General features: G+C 51.6%; 15 protein-coding genes. 5 read left to right on the top strand and 10 right to left on the bottom strand.

The window, feature by feature from the left end; all coding sequences use genetic code 11:
* Positions 1–39: 39 nt before the first annotated feature.
* Positions 40–1,578, top strand: coding sequence for a beta-galactosidase (locus U9S71_RS17710; RefSeq protein ID WP_326329030.1), 1,539 nt, complete (start codon positions 40–42; stop codon positions 1,576–1,578).
* 47 nt (positions 1,579–1,625) lie between these two features.
* Positions 1,626–3,437, top strand: a complete 1,812-nt coding sequence (locus tag U9S71_RS17705) for a hypothetical protein (protein WP_326329029.1) — start codon at positions 1,626–1,628, stop codon at positions 3,435–3,437.
* A 25-nt stretch (positions 3,438–3,462) separates the two neighbouring features.
* On the opposite strand, the gene U9S71_RS17700 is transcribed toward U9S71_RS17705, so the two are convergent.
* The 6 genes from U9S71_RS17700 to U9S71_RS17675 all read right to left on the bottom strand — a co-directional run bounded on the left by U9S71_RS17700 (position 3,463) and on the right by U9S71_RS17675 (position 9,614).
* Entirely contained in the window at positions 3,463–4,734 is a 1,272-nt protein-coding gene (locus tag U9S71_RS17700; protein WP_326329028.1) for a metallophosphoesterase, read from the bottom strand.
* Positions 4,731–5,756, bottom strand: coding sequence for a ferrochelatase (gene hemH / locus U9S71_RS17695; protein ID WP_326329027.1), 1,026 nt, complete (start codon positions 5,754–5,756; stop codon positions 4,731–4,733). The genes U9S71_RS17700 and hemH overlap by 4 nt, the downstream gene beginning before the upstream one ends.
* Before the next feature lie 85 nt (positions 5,757–5,841).
* Positions 5,842–6,471, bottom strand: coding sequence for a fibronectin type III domain-containing protein (locus tag U9S71_RS17690; RefSeq protein WP_326329026.1), 630 nt, complete (start codon positions 6,469–6,471; stop codon positions 5,842–5,844).
* Between the two features lie 213 nt (positions 6,472–6,684).
* Positions 6,685–6,870: a hypothetical protein gene (locus U9S71_RS17685; RefSeq protein WP_326329025.1), complete on the bottom strand. Its 186-nt coding sequence runs from the start codon at positions 6,868–6,870 to the stop codon at positions 6,685–6,687.
* 713 nt (positions 6,871–7,583) lie between these two features.
* Entirely contained in the window at positions 7,584–8,432 is an 849-nt protein-coding gene (locus tag U9S71_RS17680; RefSeq protein ID WP_326329024.1) for a 4-hydroxy-3-methylbut-2-enyl diphosphate reductase, read from the bottom strand.
* A gap of 27 nt (positions 8,433–8,459) precedes the next feature.
* Positions 8,460–9,614, bottom strand: a complete 1,155-nt coding sequence (locus U9S71_RS17675; protein WP_326329023.1) for a serine hydrolase domain-containing protein — start codon at positions 9,612–9,614, stop codon at positions 8,460–8,462.
* 362 nt (positions 9,615–9,976) lie between these two features.
* On the opposite strand from U9S71_RS17675, the gene U9S71_RS17670 reads away from it, so the two are divergent.
* The 3 genes from U9S71_RS17670 to U9S71_RS17660 are packed head-to-tail and all read left to right on the top strand — an operon-like array spanning position 9,977 to position 11,855.
* Positions 9,977–10,186: a type II toxin-antitoxin system VapB family antitoxin gene (locus U9S71_RS17670; protein WP_325640557.1), complete on the top strand. Its 210-nt coding sequence runs from the start codon at positions 9,977–9,979 to the stop codon at positions 10,184–10,186.
* Positions 10,173–10,556 (top strand): PIN domain-containing protein, encoded by a 384-nt coding sequence (locus U9S71_RS17665; protein ID WP_326329022.1) that lies wholly within the window; start codon positions 10,173–10,175, stop codon positions 10,554–10,556. The genes U9S71_RS17670 and U9S71_RS17665 overlap by 14 nt, the downstream gene beginning before the upstream one ends.
* A gap of 42 nt (positions 10,557–10,598) precedes the next feature.
* On the top strand, positions 10,599–11,855 hold the full coding sequence (locus U9S71_RS17660; protein WP_326329021.1) for a serpin family protein: 1,257 nt from the start codon (positions 10,599–10,601) through the stop codon (positions 11,853–11,855).
* Positions 11,856–11,861: 6 nt separating this feature from the next.
* Here the strand turns inward: U9S71_RS17660 and U9S71_RS17655 are convergent, their stop codons facing one another.
* From U9S71_RS17655 to U9S71_RS17640, 4 genes are all read right to left on the bottom strand, one after another.
* Positions 11,862–12,155, bottom strand: coding sequence for a hypothetical protein (locus U9S71_RS17655; protein ID WP_326329020.1), 294 nt, complete (start codon positions 12,153–12,155; stop codon positions 11,862–11,864).
* Positions 12,155–12,406: a DUF6364 family protein gene (locus U9S71_RS17650; RefSeq protein ID WP_326329018.1), complete on the bottom strand. Its 252-nt coding sequence runs from the start codon at positions 12,404–12,406 to the stop codon at positions 12,155–12,157. The genes U9S71_RS17655 and U9S71_RS17650 overlap by 1 nt, the downstream gene beginning before the upstream one ends.
* A 76-nt stretch (positions 12,407–12,482) precedes the next feature.
* Complete coding sequence (locus U9S71_RS17645) at positions 12,483–14,885, bottom strand: ABC transporter permease (RefSeq protein ID WP_326329017.1); 2,403 nt, start codon at positions 14,883–14,885, stop codon at positions 12,483–12,485.
* A gap of 130 nt (positions 14,886–15,015) precedes the next feature.
* On the bottom strand, positions 15,016–15,414 hold the full coding sequence (locus U9S71_RS17640; RefSeq protein WP_326329016.1) for a type II toxin-antitoxin system VapC family toxin: 399 nt from the start codon (positions 15,412–15,414) through the stop codon (positions 15,016–15,018).
* Positions 15,415–15,454 lie beyond the last annotated feature (40 nt).

Below are 15,454 nucleotides of genomic sequence, written 5' to 3'. Positions count from 1 at the left end.
ACTATTTAAGCATTATAATACAAAAGAGAAATAAAAGGCATGAACACCGATCGGAGGAAATTTTTCAAGACCGCAGGGTTGGCTACAGCGGGGTTAGCGACGGGGCTTCACGCCGACTTATGGGGCATGCCTCGGAGAACGCCGGCGCAGCTTCCGGGCAAACTTGCGGTTACGCCAATTGCCGGTGATCACCCTACCGCGGTTCATCAGGCGCGGCCTGTGGACCACGGTGAGGCCCTGATTAACCCCGGGATGGGCTGGGTTACTTATTTCTATTCCAACCTGTACCAGAATTATGGGTCCAAGTTGGCCCCTTCGGACGCGGTCCGCTATTTCCCGGGCATGAATACGGTATTCCTCCGCATCCCCTGGGCTTTCCTTGAGCCGGAAGAGGGTAATTTTGTCTGGGAAATACTCGATACACCTGCCCAACGGTGGATTGACCATGGCGGACAGGTCGCGCTCTGTATCACGGCTACCGAGAACTGGATGGAATCGGGAACCCCGCGCTGGGTTTTCGATGCGGGTGCCGAACATTATGAGGTGGATGGCTACCTAGAGGCCAATTACGACGACCCAATCTTCCTAGAGAAGGTAGAGAATTTCGTGCGTATATTGGCGGAAAGGTATGATAATAACCCCCATATCGCCTATGTGTTTGTAGGCCATTATGGCATGTGGGGCGAAGGGCATACCGTGCTCACTACACCAAAACACGGCCATTCTTGGGGATTCGATACGCAGAAGCAGATGATCGATCTCTATCGACGCCACTTTAAAAACACGCTCCTTTGTATTTCCGACGATTACGTGGGGCATGATCTTAGGGGCGAGCGGTTTCCGATTACCGACTATGCTTTTTCACGCGGTGTCTCTATCCATGATGACAGTATTCTCGTGCAACCGGAACCCAACAATTGGTACCACAGCGAGATGGCCCAATTATTCTGGCCTACACTTCCCGTGGTACTGGAACACGAGCATTTTGGGGGGTCGGTCGACCGGGGAGCTTGGGATGATGAACTCCTGCTACGTGCGGTGGAGGAGTATCACGCCTCATTCCTCTCGATCCACTGGTGGCCGGATATATTCTACGAAAAGAACAAGGAACTAATTGCTCGGATAAACCGGCGCATCGGGTACCGGCTGCAAATGCCGGAAATTGCCTGGCCGTCCGTCATCAGGAAGGGTGAGCCGTTTATCATCCAAAGTAAATGGGCGAACGCAGGGGTGGCCCCCTGCTATGCGGGCGGCTATCCCTGTTACACCCTTAAGGATGAGGAAGGAGGGATTGTTTCGGTACTGACCGATACCTCGTTTAACCTAAAAAACCTCCCGGTTTCACCGCCCGACAAAAGTGCCGAGCAAGCGTTATCGTCAACCTTTGTTATCGCACCCGCCCATCACGACCGGAAAGGTGTTTTCGCGCGTACATGCTTGCCGGGCACATACGATCTGTATGTGTCTGTAGGAGAACGGGATGGTACCCCGGTCTATGCGCTTCCCTACCCCGACGACGATGGCAAAAGACGCTATAAGATAGGCGTTATTGTCTTACAGGATTATGAACCAGCTTAGTAAAATCACGTATATAGCTTTTCCAATAAACGATATACCTTATTATTATGTTACCTACTATTTCACAGAAACTGTTGCCCGTTTTTCTCTTCCTTATTTCATGTCAGCTCATTAAAGGGCAGACTGTTGAAAGCGACCAATGGTCCGCCACCGATGCGCTGGGAAGAAAGGTCATGGAATACCCCGATGCGCAGGATAAAAAGGACAAATTTGTGGCCATGTTTTATTGGACATGGCACCAGGGAAACGACGACACCACCACTACCGTCAAAAATATTACCGAGATTGTCCGCAAACATCCTGAAGCCATGAAAGACTACAATCACCCGGCATGGGGGAAGCATAAGCCGGGCTTCTTTTTCTGGGAGCAGCCCCTATTGGGTTATTATAAAACGACCGATCCGTGGGTACTGAGAAAACATGCCGAAATGCTTGCCGATGCGAAGGTCGACGCCGTCTTCTTTGATTGCACCAATGGGAGCATCACCTGGAAGGAATCGTACGAAGCGTTGATGCGCACGTGGGACCAAGCACAGAAAGACGGAGTAAAGGTGCCGAAGATCGCATTCATGCTTCCGTTCGGTTATTCCGAAAATTCGCTGACATCACTCCGGCAACTCTACCGGGATGTATATGAGCCGGGCAGGTACGAAAACCTATGGTTTTATTGGAAAGGCAAGCCCTGTATCATGGCATATCCCGATAATTTGACTGATGCTAAGCAGGACCGGGAGATCGCTGAGTTTTTCACCTTCAGGCCGGGACAGCCCGATTATGTGGACGGTCCCAAGCGAAAAGATCAATGGGGCTGGCTTGAGAACTACCCCCAACATGGATATGTGAAGCAGCCAGACGGAACGTTCGAACAGGTGGCCGTTGGAATCGCGCAAAATGCGGCCCCGGAAACGAATGGCCACTGCAGCGCATTTAACCTCCCCGGCGCACAGGGGCGCAGTTACTCCTATAGAAACGGGTTCGACCCCAGGGTAGACGGGTATTTATATGGTTGGAACTTCTTGGAACAATGGGACAGAGCCTTCGAACTCGACCCGGAATTGGTCTTCGTTACCGGCTGGAATGAATTTATCGCCGGGCAATGGCTTCCTGAACACAACTGGACAGGAAAACCCTTCTCTTTCGTGGATCAGTTCGACTGGGAACGGAGCCGTGACATCGAGCCTAATAAGGGATGGGGCGACAAAGGCGATGTCTATTACTTACAGTTGGTGGATCGCGTCAGGAAATTTAAAGGGATGTCGCCGCCGGATGCGATTTCCGCTCCGCAAACCATTAAGATCAGGAAATCGGCCGACCAATGGGAGCGTGTGCTGCCCGCGTACCGCCATTATAAGGGCAACACGTTCCATCGGGATCATCCCGGGCGGAACAATATGTACTACACCAATAAAACGGGGCGGAACGATATCGTATTGGCGAAGGTTGCAAGGGACGCCGACCAGATTTATTTCTATGTAGAAACGGCCGAAAATATGACCTCTTACAAAGACAGGAACTGGATGATGCTCTTTGTCGATGCTGACAGGGATAAATCAACCGGATGGAATGGCTACGATTACATTATCAACCGGGTATCGCCCTCCTCAAGAAAGGCTGTCGTGGAGAAGAACGTAGGGAACAGATGGGAATGGGTAAAGGTGGCAGAAACACCTTATGCCGTAAATGGAAACTATCTGGAGATAGAAGTTAGCCGGAGCATACTTTCCCTTGAAAACAAAAAGGTGGATATTGAATTCAAGTGGAACGATAATATGCAGGATAATGGCAATATCATGGATTTCTACGTGAATGGCGATACGGCGCCGGGCGGCAGATTCAATTTCGTATTCAGCGAGAAATGACGGGAAGCATGTGCCGGCGGCTAACTTAACCGCGCACGGGGTTCGTGCCTTTTACGAGTTCGAAGATGGTGATTTCGGGGAGGATACCCACGCGGCCCGGATAGCCGAGGAAGCCGAAGCCGGTGTTTACATAGAGTTGTTGCGGCCCTTGTCGGTAGAGGCCTGCCCATTCCTTGTAGATGTATTGTGCGGGGCTCCATTTGATATTGCCCATGCGAACGCCGAACTGCATACCGTGGGTATGGCCTGCAAACATCACGTCCACATCGGGCCGCGTGAGCACTTGGGCACGCCAATGGGACGGATCATGTGAGAGCAACAATTTAACGGGCATGTCGTCGGTGTCTTGCAGCGCAAGGTCCAGGCGCCCGTATTTCGGGAAGCGCCCGGTACCCCAGTTCTCCACCCCGATGATGCCGATTTCCTCGTTGTCGACTTTCAGGCTGCGATTCTCATTGAGCAACAGATCCCAGCCCATCACCTTGTGCACGTCTTTCACATCCTGCAGGTTTTTCGCTTTTGCGGCAGAGGGTTCCGGGCCGAAGTGGTAGTCGCCGTAGTCGTGGTTCCCCAGTGTAGAGAACACACCCAGCGGCGCTTGCACCTTCGTGAAGATGTCTTGGTAATCGCGCATTTCGTTGGCCAGGTAGTTTACCAGGTCTCCGGTAAAGAAGATAACGTCCGGTTTTTCAGCCAGCAGCATATCCACCCCACCCTGTACGGCGGTCTTATTATAAAAACTTCCGGAGTGCACATCGGAAAGCTGGCCGATTTTCATGCCATGGAACGCCTTGGGCAGGTTGGGCAGGTAAAGCTTTTCACGGCGCACACGGTAGTCGTAAGCTCCCGAAATAACCCCCCACCCCAGGGGAGCCAGCGGCGCTGCGGCAACCAATATGCCGGCCTTGGTCAGAAACTGGGACCGGTTGATGCCTTTTTCGGGCTTTTCGGGTAATGGCGCGTCGATATCCGCCGCCGGGGCAACTTGTTCTTTCTTCGGTATAAGAAGCCGTTTCAACCATACGCCACCCCTTCGGATATCGTCTGCAAGTAAGATTAAAATATAGGTGAACTTACTGATGAATGTAAGGAAAAATGCGACCAAGATGATGGAGCGGAACATCAGGGGTATGCTTACATAGATGCTGACCAAAATGCCTGCAGTGAGTAGCAAGCTGTAGCCCCACCAGATTTTCGGGAAAAGCGGTCCAATGGCCCATCTTATCCGTGATGCCCGGAGCGCCTTGTAGATATAAAAATCGATTAAAAGCAGGACTATGGTGTTAAATACAATCATTTGCCGTTTGCCAGTTGTTCCAATGCCGTTATCCAAAGGGGGTGGTCGTTGAGGCTTTCTACCAACTGCACATGTTCCCCTCCCAGCGCCTTGAAGTCTGTCGCATATTCTGTGCCAATCTCATAGATGGTTTCCAAGCAGTCTGCTACGAATGCGGGGCATAGTACGAGCAGGCGCTTCGCACCTTGATCTGCTACGGTTTTCAATACATCGGTTGTATAGGGTTGTACCCAGGGCGTCTTACCCAATCGCGACTGGAAGCACACGGTATACTGGTCGGGTCTGACTCCGATTTTTTCTGCTAATAAACGGGTCGTGGCATAACATTGCGCCACGTAGCAATACCGATTACGCTCGTCGAGCCGTTCGCGGCAACCCGCTGTTTCGCAATGGTGTGTTCCGGAAGGCTCAATGTCGGTCAACTGCCGCACGGGTAAGCCGTGGTAACTGAATAAGAGGTGGTCGTAGGTCTTCGGGTTATGCTTCAGTGCCTTTTCAACAAACACATCGATCATCAGTTCGTTGTTGTAAAAATCGTTGACAATCGAAACGTCGGGAAAGGTATGCCAGCTGCGCATCAGTTCCATCACTTTGTCGATGACCGACCCCGTGCTTGCCGAAGCATATTGCGGAAAGAGTGGGATGATGCGGAGCGACTCCAAGTTCATCGCTTTCAGCTTTGCCAATGCCGACGCGATGGACGGGTTTTGGTAGCGCATGGCCAATTCCACATGGTACTCATCACCCAGTCGCTCCTGGAGCAACCGCTGTTGGAGTAAGCTATAATGTAGCAGGGGCGATCCCGTTTCTTCATCCCAGACCGCTTGGTAAAGCTTGGCGGAGTTGGGCGCCCGGAAAGGCACAATAATCCCCCGCACGAGGAAAAAACGACGCCATGCGGGAATATCGATGACGCGACCGTCCATTAAAAACTCATTGAGATATCGCCGTACATCGGGTACCGATGGGCTGTCCGGTGTGCCCAGGTTGACCAACAAGATTCCTTTTTTTGCCTTGCTCATGGTGTGCAAAGGTAGGTATTTATGGGGGCGGGCCGCCTAATGCAATGAGAATTTGATGCTTAGATGACGCATGACGTCGTTTCCGTCACCGGATGAACCGCCGGATGGGTTCGGTCCAATTGCTTGCCCCATGTTTATTGCGCGCCCGCACACGGAAGTACACCTCGCTGCCCGGTGTAAACCCGTCGGCATAGTCGGTCCATGAGCGCGTGGTGGTGCGCAATTCGCCCCAGATGGGATTGCCCCGGTTGTCAGCCGCGGTGGCGAAACAATAGTCGTAAAACATATCCCGCCCCACCGGTTTGAAACCGAAAGCTACCTCTCCCTGCTTCCGCCCGTCGCGTAAGAAAGGTTGGCCCGGCGTGTCGGGCGAACGGCCCTTTCGCCTACGGTCCAGTACCGGAAATCCCGAGCTGTGCAGGGTGGGCAGGTGGCCGTCGCTCACCACGTTTACGTAAAGCGCCAACTTTTGCATTAGGTCGGACAGTCGGCGTTTGCTTTCCCGTTTGGCCGTGGAATAGAAGATTCCACCGCCTGCAGCAGCATAAACCTTTTGTTGGTAATCTTCAAAAGCGGTTTCAATTTCGGCCAAGGAGGGACGGGGGTCGGTAAACGTCGACGAGTTTTTCATACATTGTAGAATCCGGCCGGCTGCCACCAACAACTTACCGTCCGGATAACGGATAAATCCTGCTTTGGCACGTTGGTATTTCATCGTAAGGGTCTTGTTCTTCTTGGGATTGGTATATGCCTACGGCAAACATAACCAATCGGGCAAAGAATTGCAACAGGGGAGCTCCGTTGGCAGGCAGGGGGCGCCCGGAGGCGGGACAGTTGCCGTGCATGCGGTTAGCAGCATGCGCGGAACGGGAAATACCCGTTGCGAAACGACATTGTCTAACACACAGGCAACTTGCGTATAGGCGCTTCACGGATGGTGCCGCGCGGCCACGGTTTCATGGCGCACCCGGTCGGTAACCTTACGTGTGCTCACGGTATCAGGTGGTGTCGGCAGGTTATCGGCGGGTAAGAACGGGGAACCACGCTGGGTGTCAGCCGTGTTGCGGCACACTGTTATAGACCCACGCTGGCGTTCAGCTGGAAAACTTCGCACCTGTGTGTTACTATGCTTTGCAGCAGTGCGTTGGGGTGTTGGTTCCAACGGTTGGTTCCGCCCCGGCAGCGGAAAGGTCCGCACGGATGTTACGTAACATAACGGTAGGTATATATTGTTTCTTGTAAAGAGAATATTGTTCCAAACCAAAAGGGCATCGTTACACCGTGCAACCATACGGAGCCGTTAAAAAATGGTTTTGATACGGCGAATTGCCAAAACAGACCGATTTCGATCCGTATCGAACCGGTGAATCACGGGATGTTGGTAGCCCGTGGCCATGCCACACCGGCGTATAAGTGTTCCAATCGGCTGCAAACCACTACGCCGACGCTGAATAAGCGTGTAGGAGCCACGGAAAACGGTACGATGGAGGTAAATACCCAAAAGCGATTAACCAAAATGAAAACGCTTTTTACTATTAGTGAAACCTCGTTGGCGCATCGTTGTACTCCTTTGTCGCATTAGCAGATTATCCCGGCACATAACCGTATGGTGTTGCTGGGGAGACAGCTATTGGCGCAGAAAATGCAGCCCATTTGCGCGCGTTGTCGAATGGGTTTTGTGCGTCCTGGCAGTGTTTTGGTGCGATAGGGTAAGGAATCGGCCTGTTGCAACACCGTTGCGAGCAATCTCCGCATCCTTTTGGCGCGACAGTAAACCTTTCCGGCGCGGAACGATACCACGTAGAAGCGATGTTACGTAACATTCGGTCAATAACTTTCGACTCTCGCCTTAACTTGTTCCATCAACCACATGGGCGTGGAGGTGGCCCCGCAGATGCCCACGGTGTCGCCGGACTGGAAGTTTTCGGGATTCAATTCGGAGGGATCCGAAACGAAATAGGTGTTGGGGTTATGTTTCAGGCAGACCTCATACAGCACCCGGCCGTTGGATGATTTTTTGCCCGAAACGAAGACGACCTTGTCGTACTGGCGGGCAAAGTCGCCCAGATCTTCATACCGGTTGGACACCTGCCGGCATATCGTATCGTTGGCCTTCACGTCGTATCCGCGGTTGAGCAGCTCATCTTTGATGGCATAGAACTTATCCACGCTCTTGGTCGTCTGGCTGTATAGCGTAAAACTATCGGGAAGCTCAACGTTGTCCAATTCGGCGATATCTTGGAACACGATGGCATCGCCATGGGTCTGCCCTTGCAGGCCGATGACTTCGGCATGGCCGTGTTTGCCGTAAATGAGCACTTTTTCTTTCTTATCGAACGACGTCTTCACCCGGTTCTGCAGTTTAAGTACCACGGGGCAGGAAGCATCGATGAGCGTGATGTTGTTTTCCAGGGCAATCCGGTAGGTTTCGGGAGCCTCACCGTGGGCGCGGATAAGCACTTTTTCGTTTTTCAGCTCAGGCAGTTGGTCATGCCCAATGATGCGGAGCCCTTTGGCCTTGAGACGGGCCACCTCCTCATCGTTGTGGACAATGTCGCCCAAGCAATACAGGTAACCGTCTTCCTCGAGGATTTCCTCGGCCATGTCGATGGCATAGACCACCCCGAAGCAGAATCCGGAATCCTTGTCGATGGTCGCCTGTAGGTGAAGTCCCATTACTGGACAAAGTTAGCGAATAAATCGCTATAAGACGAAATGCCGGTACAAGCAATTAATCAGGTCGCGGTGGATATCGGGGAAGTCGTCCGTATAGGTGGTACGGCTGCCACTGATGATGACCACGAACCCGAACTTTTCCTGCGGTTGGAAAAATAGGGCACTGTTGAGGCCGTATGCAAGCCCGGTATGTCCTTTCAAGATTTTGCCAGAAATCAGATCATCCTTGGTCCGCAGGGCCAGCGCATACCCCTTTCCGGCGGGAACCGAGGTTTGCATGGCCCGTGCGCTTTCCTCCGATAAGATGCGGGTATCGCCGAGGATACCGTAATTCATGTGCATGGTCATGTATCGGGCCAAGTCGGCCGCCGAGATCTTCATGCCGCCCGTGGGCGAAAAGACGGGGGCGCTGTATCCCATGTGGTAGTTTTTCAATGATGCGGCCGGCGACCGGTAGGCGGCGGGTGATGGCACAAACCGGTTGCTGTCGGAATCGTATGTGTATAGAACGGCAAACCGTGTGCTATCGAGCTCGTCTACGTTGTAGCTTGCATAGAGCCCGAGGGGTTCCAGCACATGCTTACGGACGTACCGGTCAAAACGCTCGCCACTGTGTTTCTCGAGTATGGAACCCGCCAGGTTGAAGTTGAGGTTGCAGTATTGGTAATCCGTGCCGGGCGCATAGTCGTTATAGGCGGTTGCCCAATCGGGGTTCTTCGCGGGGTTACAGGCGTCCAATGTAAAATAACCATTTTTATCGCTGATGCTGGAGGTATGCGATAGGACCATGCGCAACGTGATGACCGAATCGGGATAATGCGGGTTGCGCACCGGGAAACCGATCAGCTCACCCACATCGTCATCGAGCGAGAGCTTCCCCGCGTCGACCAGTTGCATGAGGCTGGTAGCTACGAACGATTTGGAAATGGAAGCGATGCGGAAGACATCGTCATTTTCCAGAGGCTCTTGCGTGGCCAGGTTCCGGAAACCAAAGGAACGGTTGTAGATGATGCTGTCACCCTTCACCACGGCAACGGATACACCCACGGCATCGTATTTGGCCATGATGGCGGCGATTTCGCCGGCAGCTGTCGTGGTCGGTTGGGCGATGGATGTCATGATCGCCATAATTAGGGCGAGGACAACTAATAATGCATTCTTAAAACGGTAACTCTTCATCATATGATCAATAGATAAACGAAGGTACGAATTTCAGCGACTTAACACGGGCTGCAATGCGGGACAGGGTGCACGACAGATTTCCGTTTTTTCACGCAAAGGTCGCTGAGGCTTTTGATGCGCCCCACGGTACCGTACTCCTTTGCCGCATCGAGATAGTTTTCGCAGAGGTCACCAAGTCTATTTCTTTGCGCACTTTGCGCGAAAGCAAAGCGCCTTCGTGAACTTTGCGTGATTTTTTTAGCCTACAAAGGTTCGCGTCGCGAGCAATACGGATTTTTGTCGTGCGCCCTGCGGGACATATTTTGACGTTTCCCGAATTTCGCGTATTATTGCATAAATAATGGTGAGGATAAGCATAAATAATGATGAGAACAACGGTAGATATTCCCGAAGAGCTGATCGCTGAGGCAATGGCGCTTACCAATACGAAAACTAAAAATCAATTGATTAAGGAGGTATTGGAGGCACACATTAAGCGAATTAAGCGGAAGCGTTTAGTGGCGTTGAAAGGCACGCTCGATTTCGACATCGATTTGGATACACTCCGGGGAAGGGAAGATGTCAAGATATAATGTATTGGTTGATAGCTCCGTTTGGATACAGTATTTCAAGTCGGCCGATATCCCCATACTCGATCAATTATTGGAAGAAGACTTTGTTTGCACCAATGATTTGATATTGACGGAATTGCAGCCGGTATTGGTGCATCGGGGTCGGCATGATATCCTTGAAGGGTTGCTCGCATTGGAGAGGATTCCACTTCAAATAGACTGGCACCTTATCCGTGAATACCAATTAATGAACCTCAGAAATGGTGTTAACAAGGTTGGTGTTCCTGATTTGATGATTGTTCAACAGGTTATCGACCAAAAGCTCATGCTGTTCAGTTTTGATAAGCATTTTAAGTTGATGCGTAACTTCCTGCATTTTGATTTGATGTAGCGTTTTAACACTGCGTGCCGTCTTACCTAAAAAAGGACCAAGATGAATCGATTCGCAACATATGGAATGCTGTTGGCCGGCGCAACGGCGACGAGCCTGGCGGCTTGTGAAAAAGCCAACCCGGAAAAGTTGGGTCAGGGCAAAGACTTGATTCTCACGGCCGTGGAACAGGAGAAAGCCGAAAGCGACAACCGGTTTGCCTTTGAGTTTTTCCGTACCGCCACGGGTAGTCTCGGCACCAACGAAAACGCCATGTTATCGCCATTAAGCGTGGGTATGGCCTTGGCGATGACCCATAACGGTGCCATCGGCGAGACCCGCAATGCAATCGAAAAAGCACTGAAATTCGACGGCTTCGATGCAGCAGCCATTAACGCTTATTACCGGAAGCTGGTGGCTGACCTGCCCCAACTCGACCCGCGGACCACGCTGGATATTGCCAACTCCATATGGTATCGTCAGGGCTTCGACGTATTGCCCGGCTTTTTGGAGGTAAACAGGGAGTTCTACAAGGCAGAAGTAAACGTGTTGGACTTTGCTGACCCGGATGCCCCGGATGTAATCAACGACTGGGTCAGCAAGAAAACCAAGAAGAAAATCCCGACGATTATCGAGGGGGGTATTCCTGGCGATATGATGATGTACCTCATCAATGCGGTATATTTCAAAGGGGCATGGGAGCAACGGTTTGATAAGAAGCAGACTGAAAAAGGTACGTTCACGCGTGCCGATGGCACAACATTGCAAACGGACTTCATGCGCGTGAAACACACCTTCAACGTCGCCGCAACCGATGTTGTGGAAGCAATCGAACTGCCTTATGGCGACAAGAGGTTCAGTATGGTGGTATTGAAGCCCCGTGACGGTGTCGACCTGATGCAGCTCTCGGAAAAGCTGGCGGATGGCGACCTTTGGGATAAACTGGCATCGTCTTTCTATTCGCGGGAAACTCAATTAGCCTTACCCAGGTTCAAGTTCAGCTACGAGAATAAGCTGAACGATGAACTGACCGACATGGGGATGGGTATCGCGTTTACCCCGGCCGCTGACTTCTCGGGTATTAGTTCCGCACCCCTTGCCATCAGCGAAGTGAAGCATAAATCGTTTATCGAAGTAAACGAGGAGGGTACGGAAGCGGCGGCGGTGACGTCGGTGGGTATGGTTATGACCTCACTGCCGCAGGCGTATACGTTTGATGTTAACCGCCCGTTCCTGTTTGCCATCCGGGAAATGAACACGGGTTTGATTTTGTTCATCGGGCAGGTAAATGACCCGTCGGTGGAAGCGACGAAAGGATAGGGTATGCTACCGCAGCGTTGTCTTGAGGTATTGCTCGGCGGTCATCACCGGGAGCAGTGATTTTTTGTAATCTTTCAGGTTTGGGGTAATGATCATATCGCAGCGATTAGCCAATGCAATCGTGTATTGAACGGCGTCTTCGATGTCGTTGAATGCGGTAGTCATTGCGGTTCGAATAGCTATAAGCGTCGGGTGGTAAAACAAGTCCACTAACGATAGCATCTGAACGGCAGGATGATAATACGGCTCTCTACGCAACACGGCATCAAGGAGAATATCCGAGCCGATAAATAACGTCATCAGGATTTGTATTTATCTAAAATTGCATCCCGGTAATCCGATTTATGATTGAAATCCGGTGTTGATTTCTTTACCGCTGTCAATTCTTTCGTCCAAGGCGAAATTTCGAGAATCTTCTCTTCCCGGTCAGTAAGGGTACTGAGATAGTTCTCCACAATCTTAGATAAGCTTATATGTTGTCGATTGGCATACGCTTTGGCTTGATCAATGACATGTGTTTTGATATTCAACGTTAGTTTTGTGCTCGGCATAATATAACCCTCCCAATGTTACGTGCAAACGTAAAAAAAAGACACGTGACACACAAGGTTGTGCATTAGCCATGCATCACTCATCCCTCAAACTATCCACCGGATTGGCCACCGCTGCCCGTATCGCCTGCCAGCTTACGGTAAGCAGGGCGATGACCAAGGCCGCCAACCCCGTCAGCGCGAATATCCACCATTCCACCTCAATACGATAGGTATAATCTTCCAACCATTGGTTCATCGCCCACCACGCAATGGGTGAGGCGATGACAATGGCCAAACACACTAACTTTATAAAGCTTTTCGAAAGCAGCGTTACGATACCCGTTATGGAGGCCCCCAATACCTTGCGGATACCGATTTCTTTGGTTTTCCGTTGTGCAGTGAATGCGGCGAGACCGAATAAACCCAAGCATGCGATTACGATGGCAATCGTAGCGAATAGTGCTGTTAACGTCGCTATGCGTAGTTCTTCCTCAAATTTGCGGGCATAAGCACTGTCCACAAACGTGTATTCAAATGTATAGTTGGGGTTGAATGTATTGAATGCGGCCTCCGCGAGGGCAAGATTTTCGGCGGTGGTGTGGTTGGGGTTCAGCCGGATGTGCATATAGCTGAAGTAGCCGGCCGGTCCATAAACGATCAAAGGCTCGATGGCATCATAAGGCGATTGGAGGATAAAATCTTTCACCACGCCCACCACGTGCCACCGCTCTTCATACTCCTTGCCCTTATTGCGTACAAGCTCAACACCCAGCGGATCGACCAACCCCATGCGCTTCACCGCCGTTTCATTGAGCAGTACGGCATTGGAGTCGGTTGGGAATTGATAGGCATCGATATCGCGGCCGGCAACCACTTCGACCTGCATGGTTTCCACGAAATCGGCATCGCTGCTCAACCCTTCAAACACCAGATCGTAGTCTTCCGGCTTGCTATTGGGCCAGCTGAAGCCCCAGCTGTTGGTGGTGTGCCTCGTTATGGGACCAATGGTTTTGGTTACGGCGGTAGCCGCTCCGTTGTCAAGCAATTCCTTTTTGATGAGGGCGTAATTTTTACGGGCGTCACCATTCATGGCCACATAAATCAGGTTGTCCTTATTGTATCCATTGTCGCGGTTTTGAACGTATTGGATTTGCCTGCCGACAATCAGCGTGCAGCAGATCAGGGCAATGGAGAAGGTAAATTGCAGCACCACCAATACCTGGCGGGGCGTAAACGTACTTCGGAAAGGAACCAGCGTACCTTTAAGGGTCTTTACGGGTTGGAAGCCCGACAGGAAGAAGGCCGGGTAGATGCCCGCGACGATTCCGGTGAGCAGAAGAAACAGGGCAAAAAACAACCAAAAGAACGGATGGATGGCCGAAAGCGACAATTCCCGGCCGATAAGTTCGCTGAAAAACGGCATGGCCGGTATCAGTAAAATCAGCGCCAGCACGCCCGCAATCACCGAGAGGAAGATCGATTCCGTCAGGAACTGGCCAATCAGGGTATTTCTCCGGGCACCGACAACCTTCCGCACCCCAACCTCCTTGGCCCGCTTTTCACTCCGGGCCGTACTGAGGTTGGTGAAATTGATGCAGGCCAACAAGAGGATGAACACAGCGATCACGATGAACAGCCGTACGGTGGTTAATCGGCCAGCCACCATTTGCCCGTTTTCGGATTTATTGTAGAGGTGCCATTTGGTGGCAGGGTGCAGGAAGATATGTGCCGTATTGGTAGGATCGGTGTCGTGCGTGGCGACGAACGCCCGGATTTTTTCGTTGAATGCGCGGAGTTCAACCCCAGGTCGAAGCAACACGTAAGCTTGGTGGTTATAGCCTGTCCAAGAACCATAATACACGGTGCCGAGTGTTTTCTCCGCGAATAGCCATGGACAGAAATACTCGATACCACTGAATCGTGAATTTGCCGGTATATCTTCAATCACCGCACTCACCTGGAGGGTAGCTAACGTATCTAACGCAATGGACTGCCCGATAACATCCGTTTTGCCAAAGAGCCGACGTGCCAACGATTCGGTGAGCACGACATTGTTGGGCTCGGCCAGTGGCGTGGATTTATCTCCCGCGATGAAGTTGAAATCAAACAGTTTGAAGAAAGAGGAGTCGGGCGCAATACCTCGGGGCGTAAACTTATGGGCACCCACACGCAGAACATACCGGCTCCGCATGTTGGCGATCCGTACCACCGTTTCCACCTCGGGGTATTCCGCAGCCAGTGTAGGGCCGAGAATGGCGGCTGTGGCGCCCCATGCGTGCCTCTCGCCTTGGAACTCGTCCGACGTGAACACCTCGGAAAGCCGGTCCGTGTTGCTGTAAAATCGGTCGTAGGTCAGCTCACTCTGTATCCACAGGGCAATGGCCGTCGCTGCCATCAAGCCGATGGTCAGTCCAATGATGTTGATGGCCGAGAATCCTTTGTCGCGCTTTAGATTCCGCCAGGCAATCCGAAGGTAATTACTGATCATGGTTGCCATCGTCCATTTTCTGAGCCAAAAACCTAACAAGCTGTTTGCTAGCTGATTGATTTTGTTTTTGGAGTGGGAAGTGTTCGATATCGAACACCGATTGTACACTAGCGGACAGTATTTGGAAAAAGCTGTGGGCTTACCACAATTGCTTTAATCCCACAGACTGGTATTTGCCGATGTTTTTGTCTTTGCTCAATAGCGTTAAATTGTGGCGGATGGCCTGCCAGATAAGCATCCGATCGAACGGGTCGCGGTGCCAATCGGCCTTTAATAGGTGATAGCCTGCGGCCTCGGGTGGTAGAAGTGGAAGAACATCGAGGCCACTTTCTTGCGCGAGAGCGGGAAGCTCTTCGGGAGAGACCCCTGTTAAGTCGAGTTTACCCAACCGATACTTCAATGAAAGCTCCCAAAAGCTAACCGAACTAACGAATACCGTATTGGTAGCATCTTCCAACAAGACGGATACCTTGGCCGATAGCTTTTTGCGATCCAATAATGCCCAAAGAAAGGTATGCGAATCCAAGAGGTAATTCATCCCAACAAGTCTTCTTCGGTCATTTTAAAATCGGTCTTAA

It is taken from the genome of Parapedobacter flavus (assembly GCF_035818675.1).
In the GTDB taxonomy this organism is placed as follows: Bacteria; Bacteroidota; Bacteroidia; order Sphingobacteriales; family Sphingobacteriaceae; genus Parapedobacter; species Parapedobacter flavus.
This window is presented reverse-complemented; position numbering and strand designations above follow the sequence as displayed.

What these genes read in the sequence shown, in the direction of transcription:
- U9S71_RS17640 (WP_326329016.1), bottom strand. Translation starts at nt 15,414, where the DNA reads ATGAATTACCTCTTGGATTCGCATACCTTTCTTTGGGCATTATTGGAT.
- U9S71_RS17665 (WP_326329022.1), top strand. Translation starts at nt 10,173, where the DNA reads ATGTCAAGATATAATGTATTGGTTGATAGCTCCGTTTGGATACAGTAT.
- U9S71_RS17690 (WP_326329026.1), bottom strand. Translation starts at nt 6,471, where the DNA reads ATGAAATACCAACGTGCCAAAGCAGGATTTATCCGTTATCCGGACGGT.
- U9S71_RS17710 (WP_326329030.1), top strand. Translation starts at nt 40, where the DNA reads ATGAACACCGATCGGAGGAAATTTTTCAAGACCGCAGGGTTGGCTACA.
- U9S71_RS17650 (WP_326329018.1), bottom strand. Translation starts at nt 12,406, where the DNA reads ATGCCGAGCACAAAACTAACGTTGAATATCAAAACACATGTCATTGAT.
- U9S71_RS17705 (WP_326329029.1), top strand. Translation starts at nt 1,626, where the DNA reads ATGTTACCTACTATTTCACAGAAACTGTTGCCCGTTTTTCTCTTCCTT.
- U9S71_RS17660 (WP_326329021.1), top strand. Translation starts at nt 10,599, where the DNA reads ATGAATCGATTCGCAACATATGGAATGCTGTTGGCCGGCGCAACGGCG.
- U9S71_RS17680 (WP_326329024.1), bottom strand. Translation starts at nt 8,432, where the DNA reads ATGGGACTTCACCTACAGGCGACCATCGACAAGGATTCCGGATTCTGC.
- U9S71_RS17670 (WP_325640557.1), top strand. Translation starts at nt 9,977, where the DNA reads ATGATGAGAACAACGGTAGATATTCCCGAAGAGCTGATCGCTGAGGCA.
- U9S71_RS17675 (WP_326329023.1), bottom strand. Translation starts at nt 9,614, where the DNA reads ATGATGAAGAGTTACCGTTTTAAGAATGCATTATTAGTTGTCCTCGCC.
- U9S71_RS17700 (WP_326329028.1), bottom strand. Translation starts at nt 4,734, where the DNA reads ATGATTGTATTTAACACCATAGTCCTGCTTTTAATCGATTTTTATATC.
- hemH (WP_326329027.1), bottom strand. Translation starts at nt 5,756, where the DNA reads ATGAGCAAGGCAAAAAAAGGAATCTTGTTGGTCAACCTGGGCACACCG.
- U9S71_RS17645 (WP_326329017.1), bottom strand. Translation starts at nt 14,885, where the DNA reads ATGGCAACCATGATCAGTAATTACCTTCGGATTGCCTGGCGGAATCTA.
- U9S71_RS17655 (WP_326329020.1), bottom strand. Translation starts at nt 12,155, where the DNA reads ATGACGTTATTTATCGGCTCGGATATTCTCCTTGATGCCGTGTTGCGT.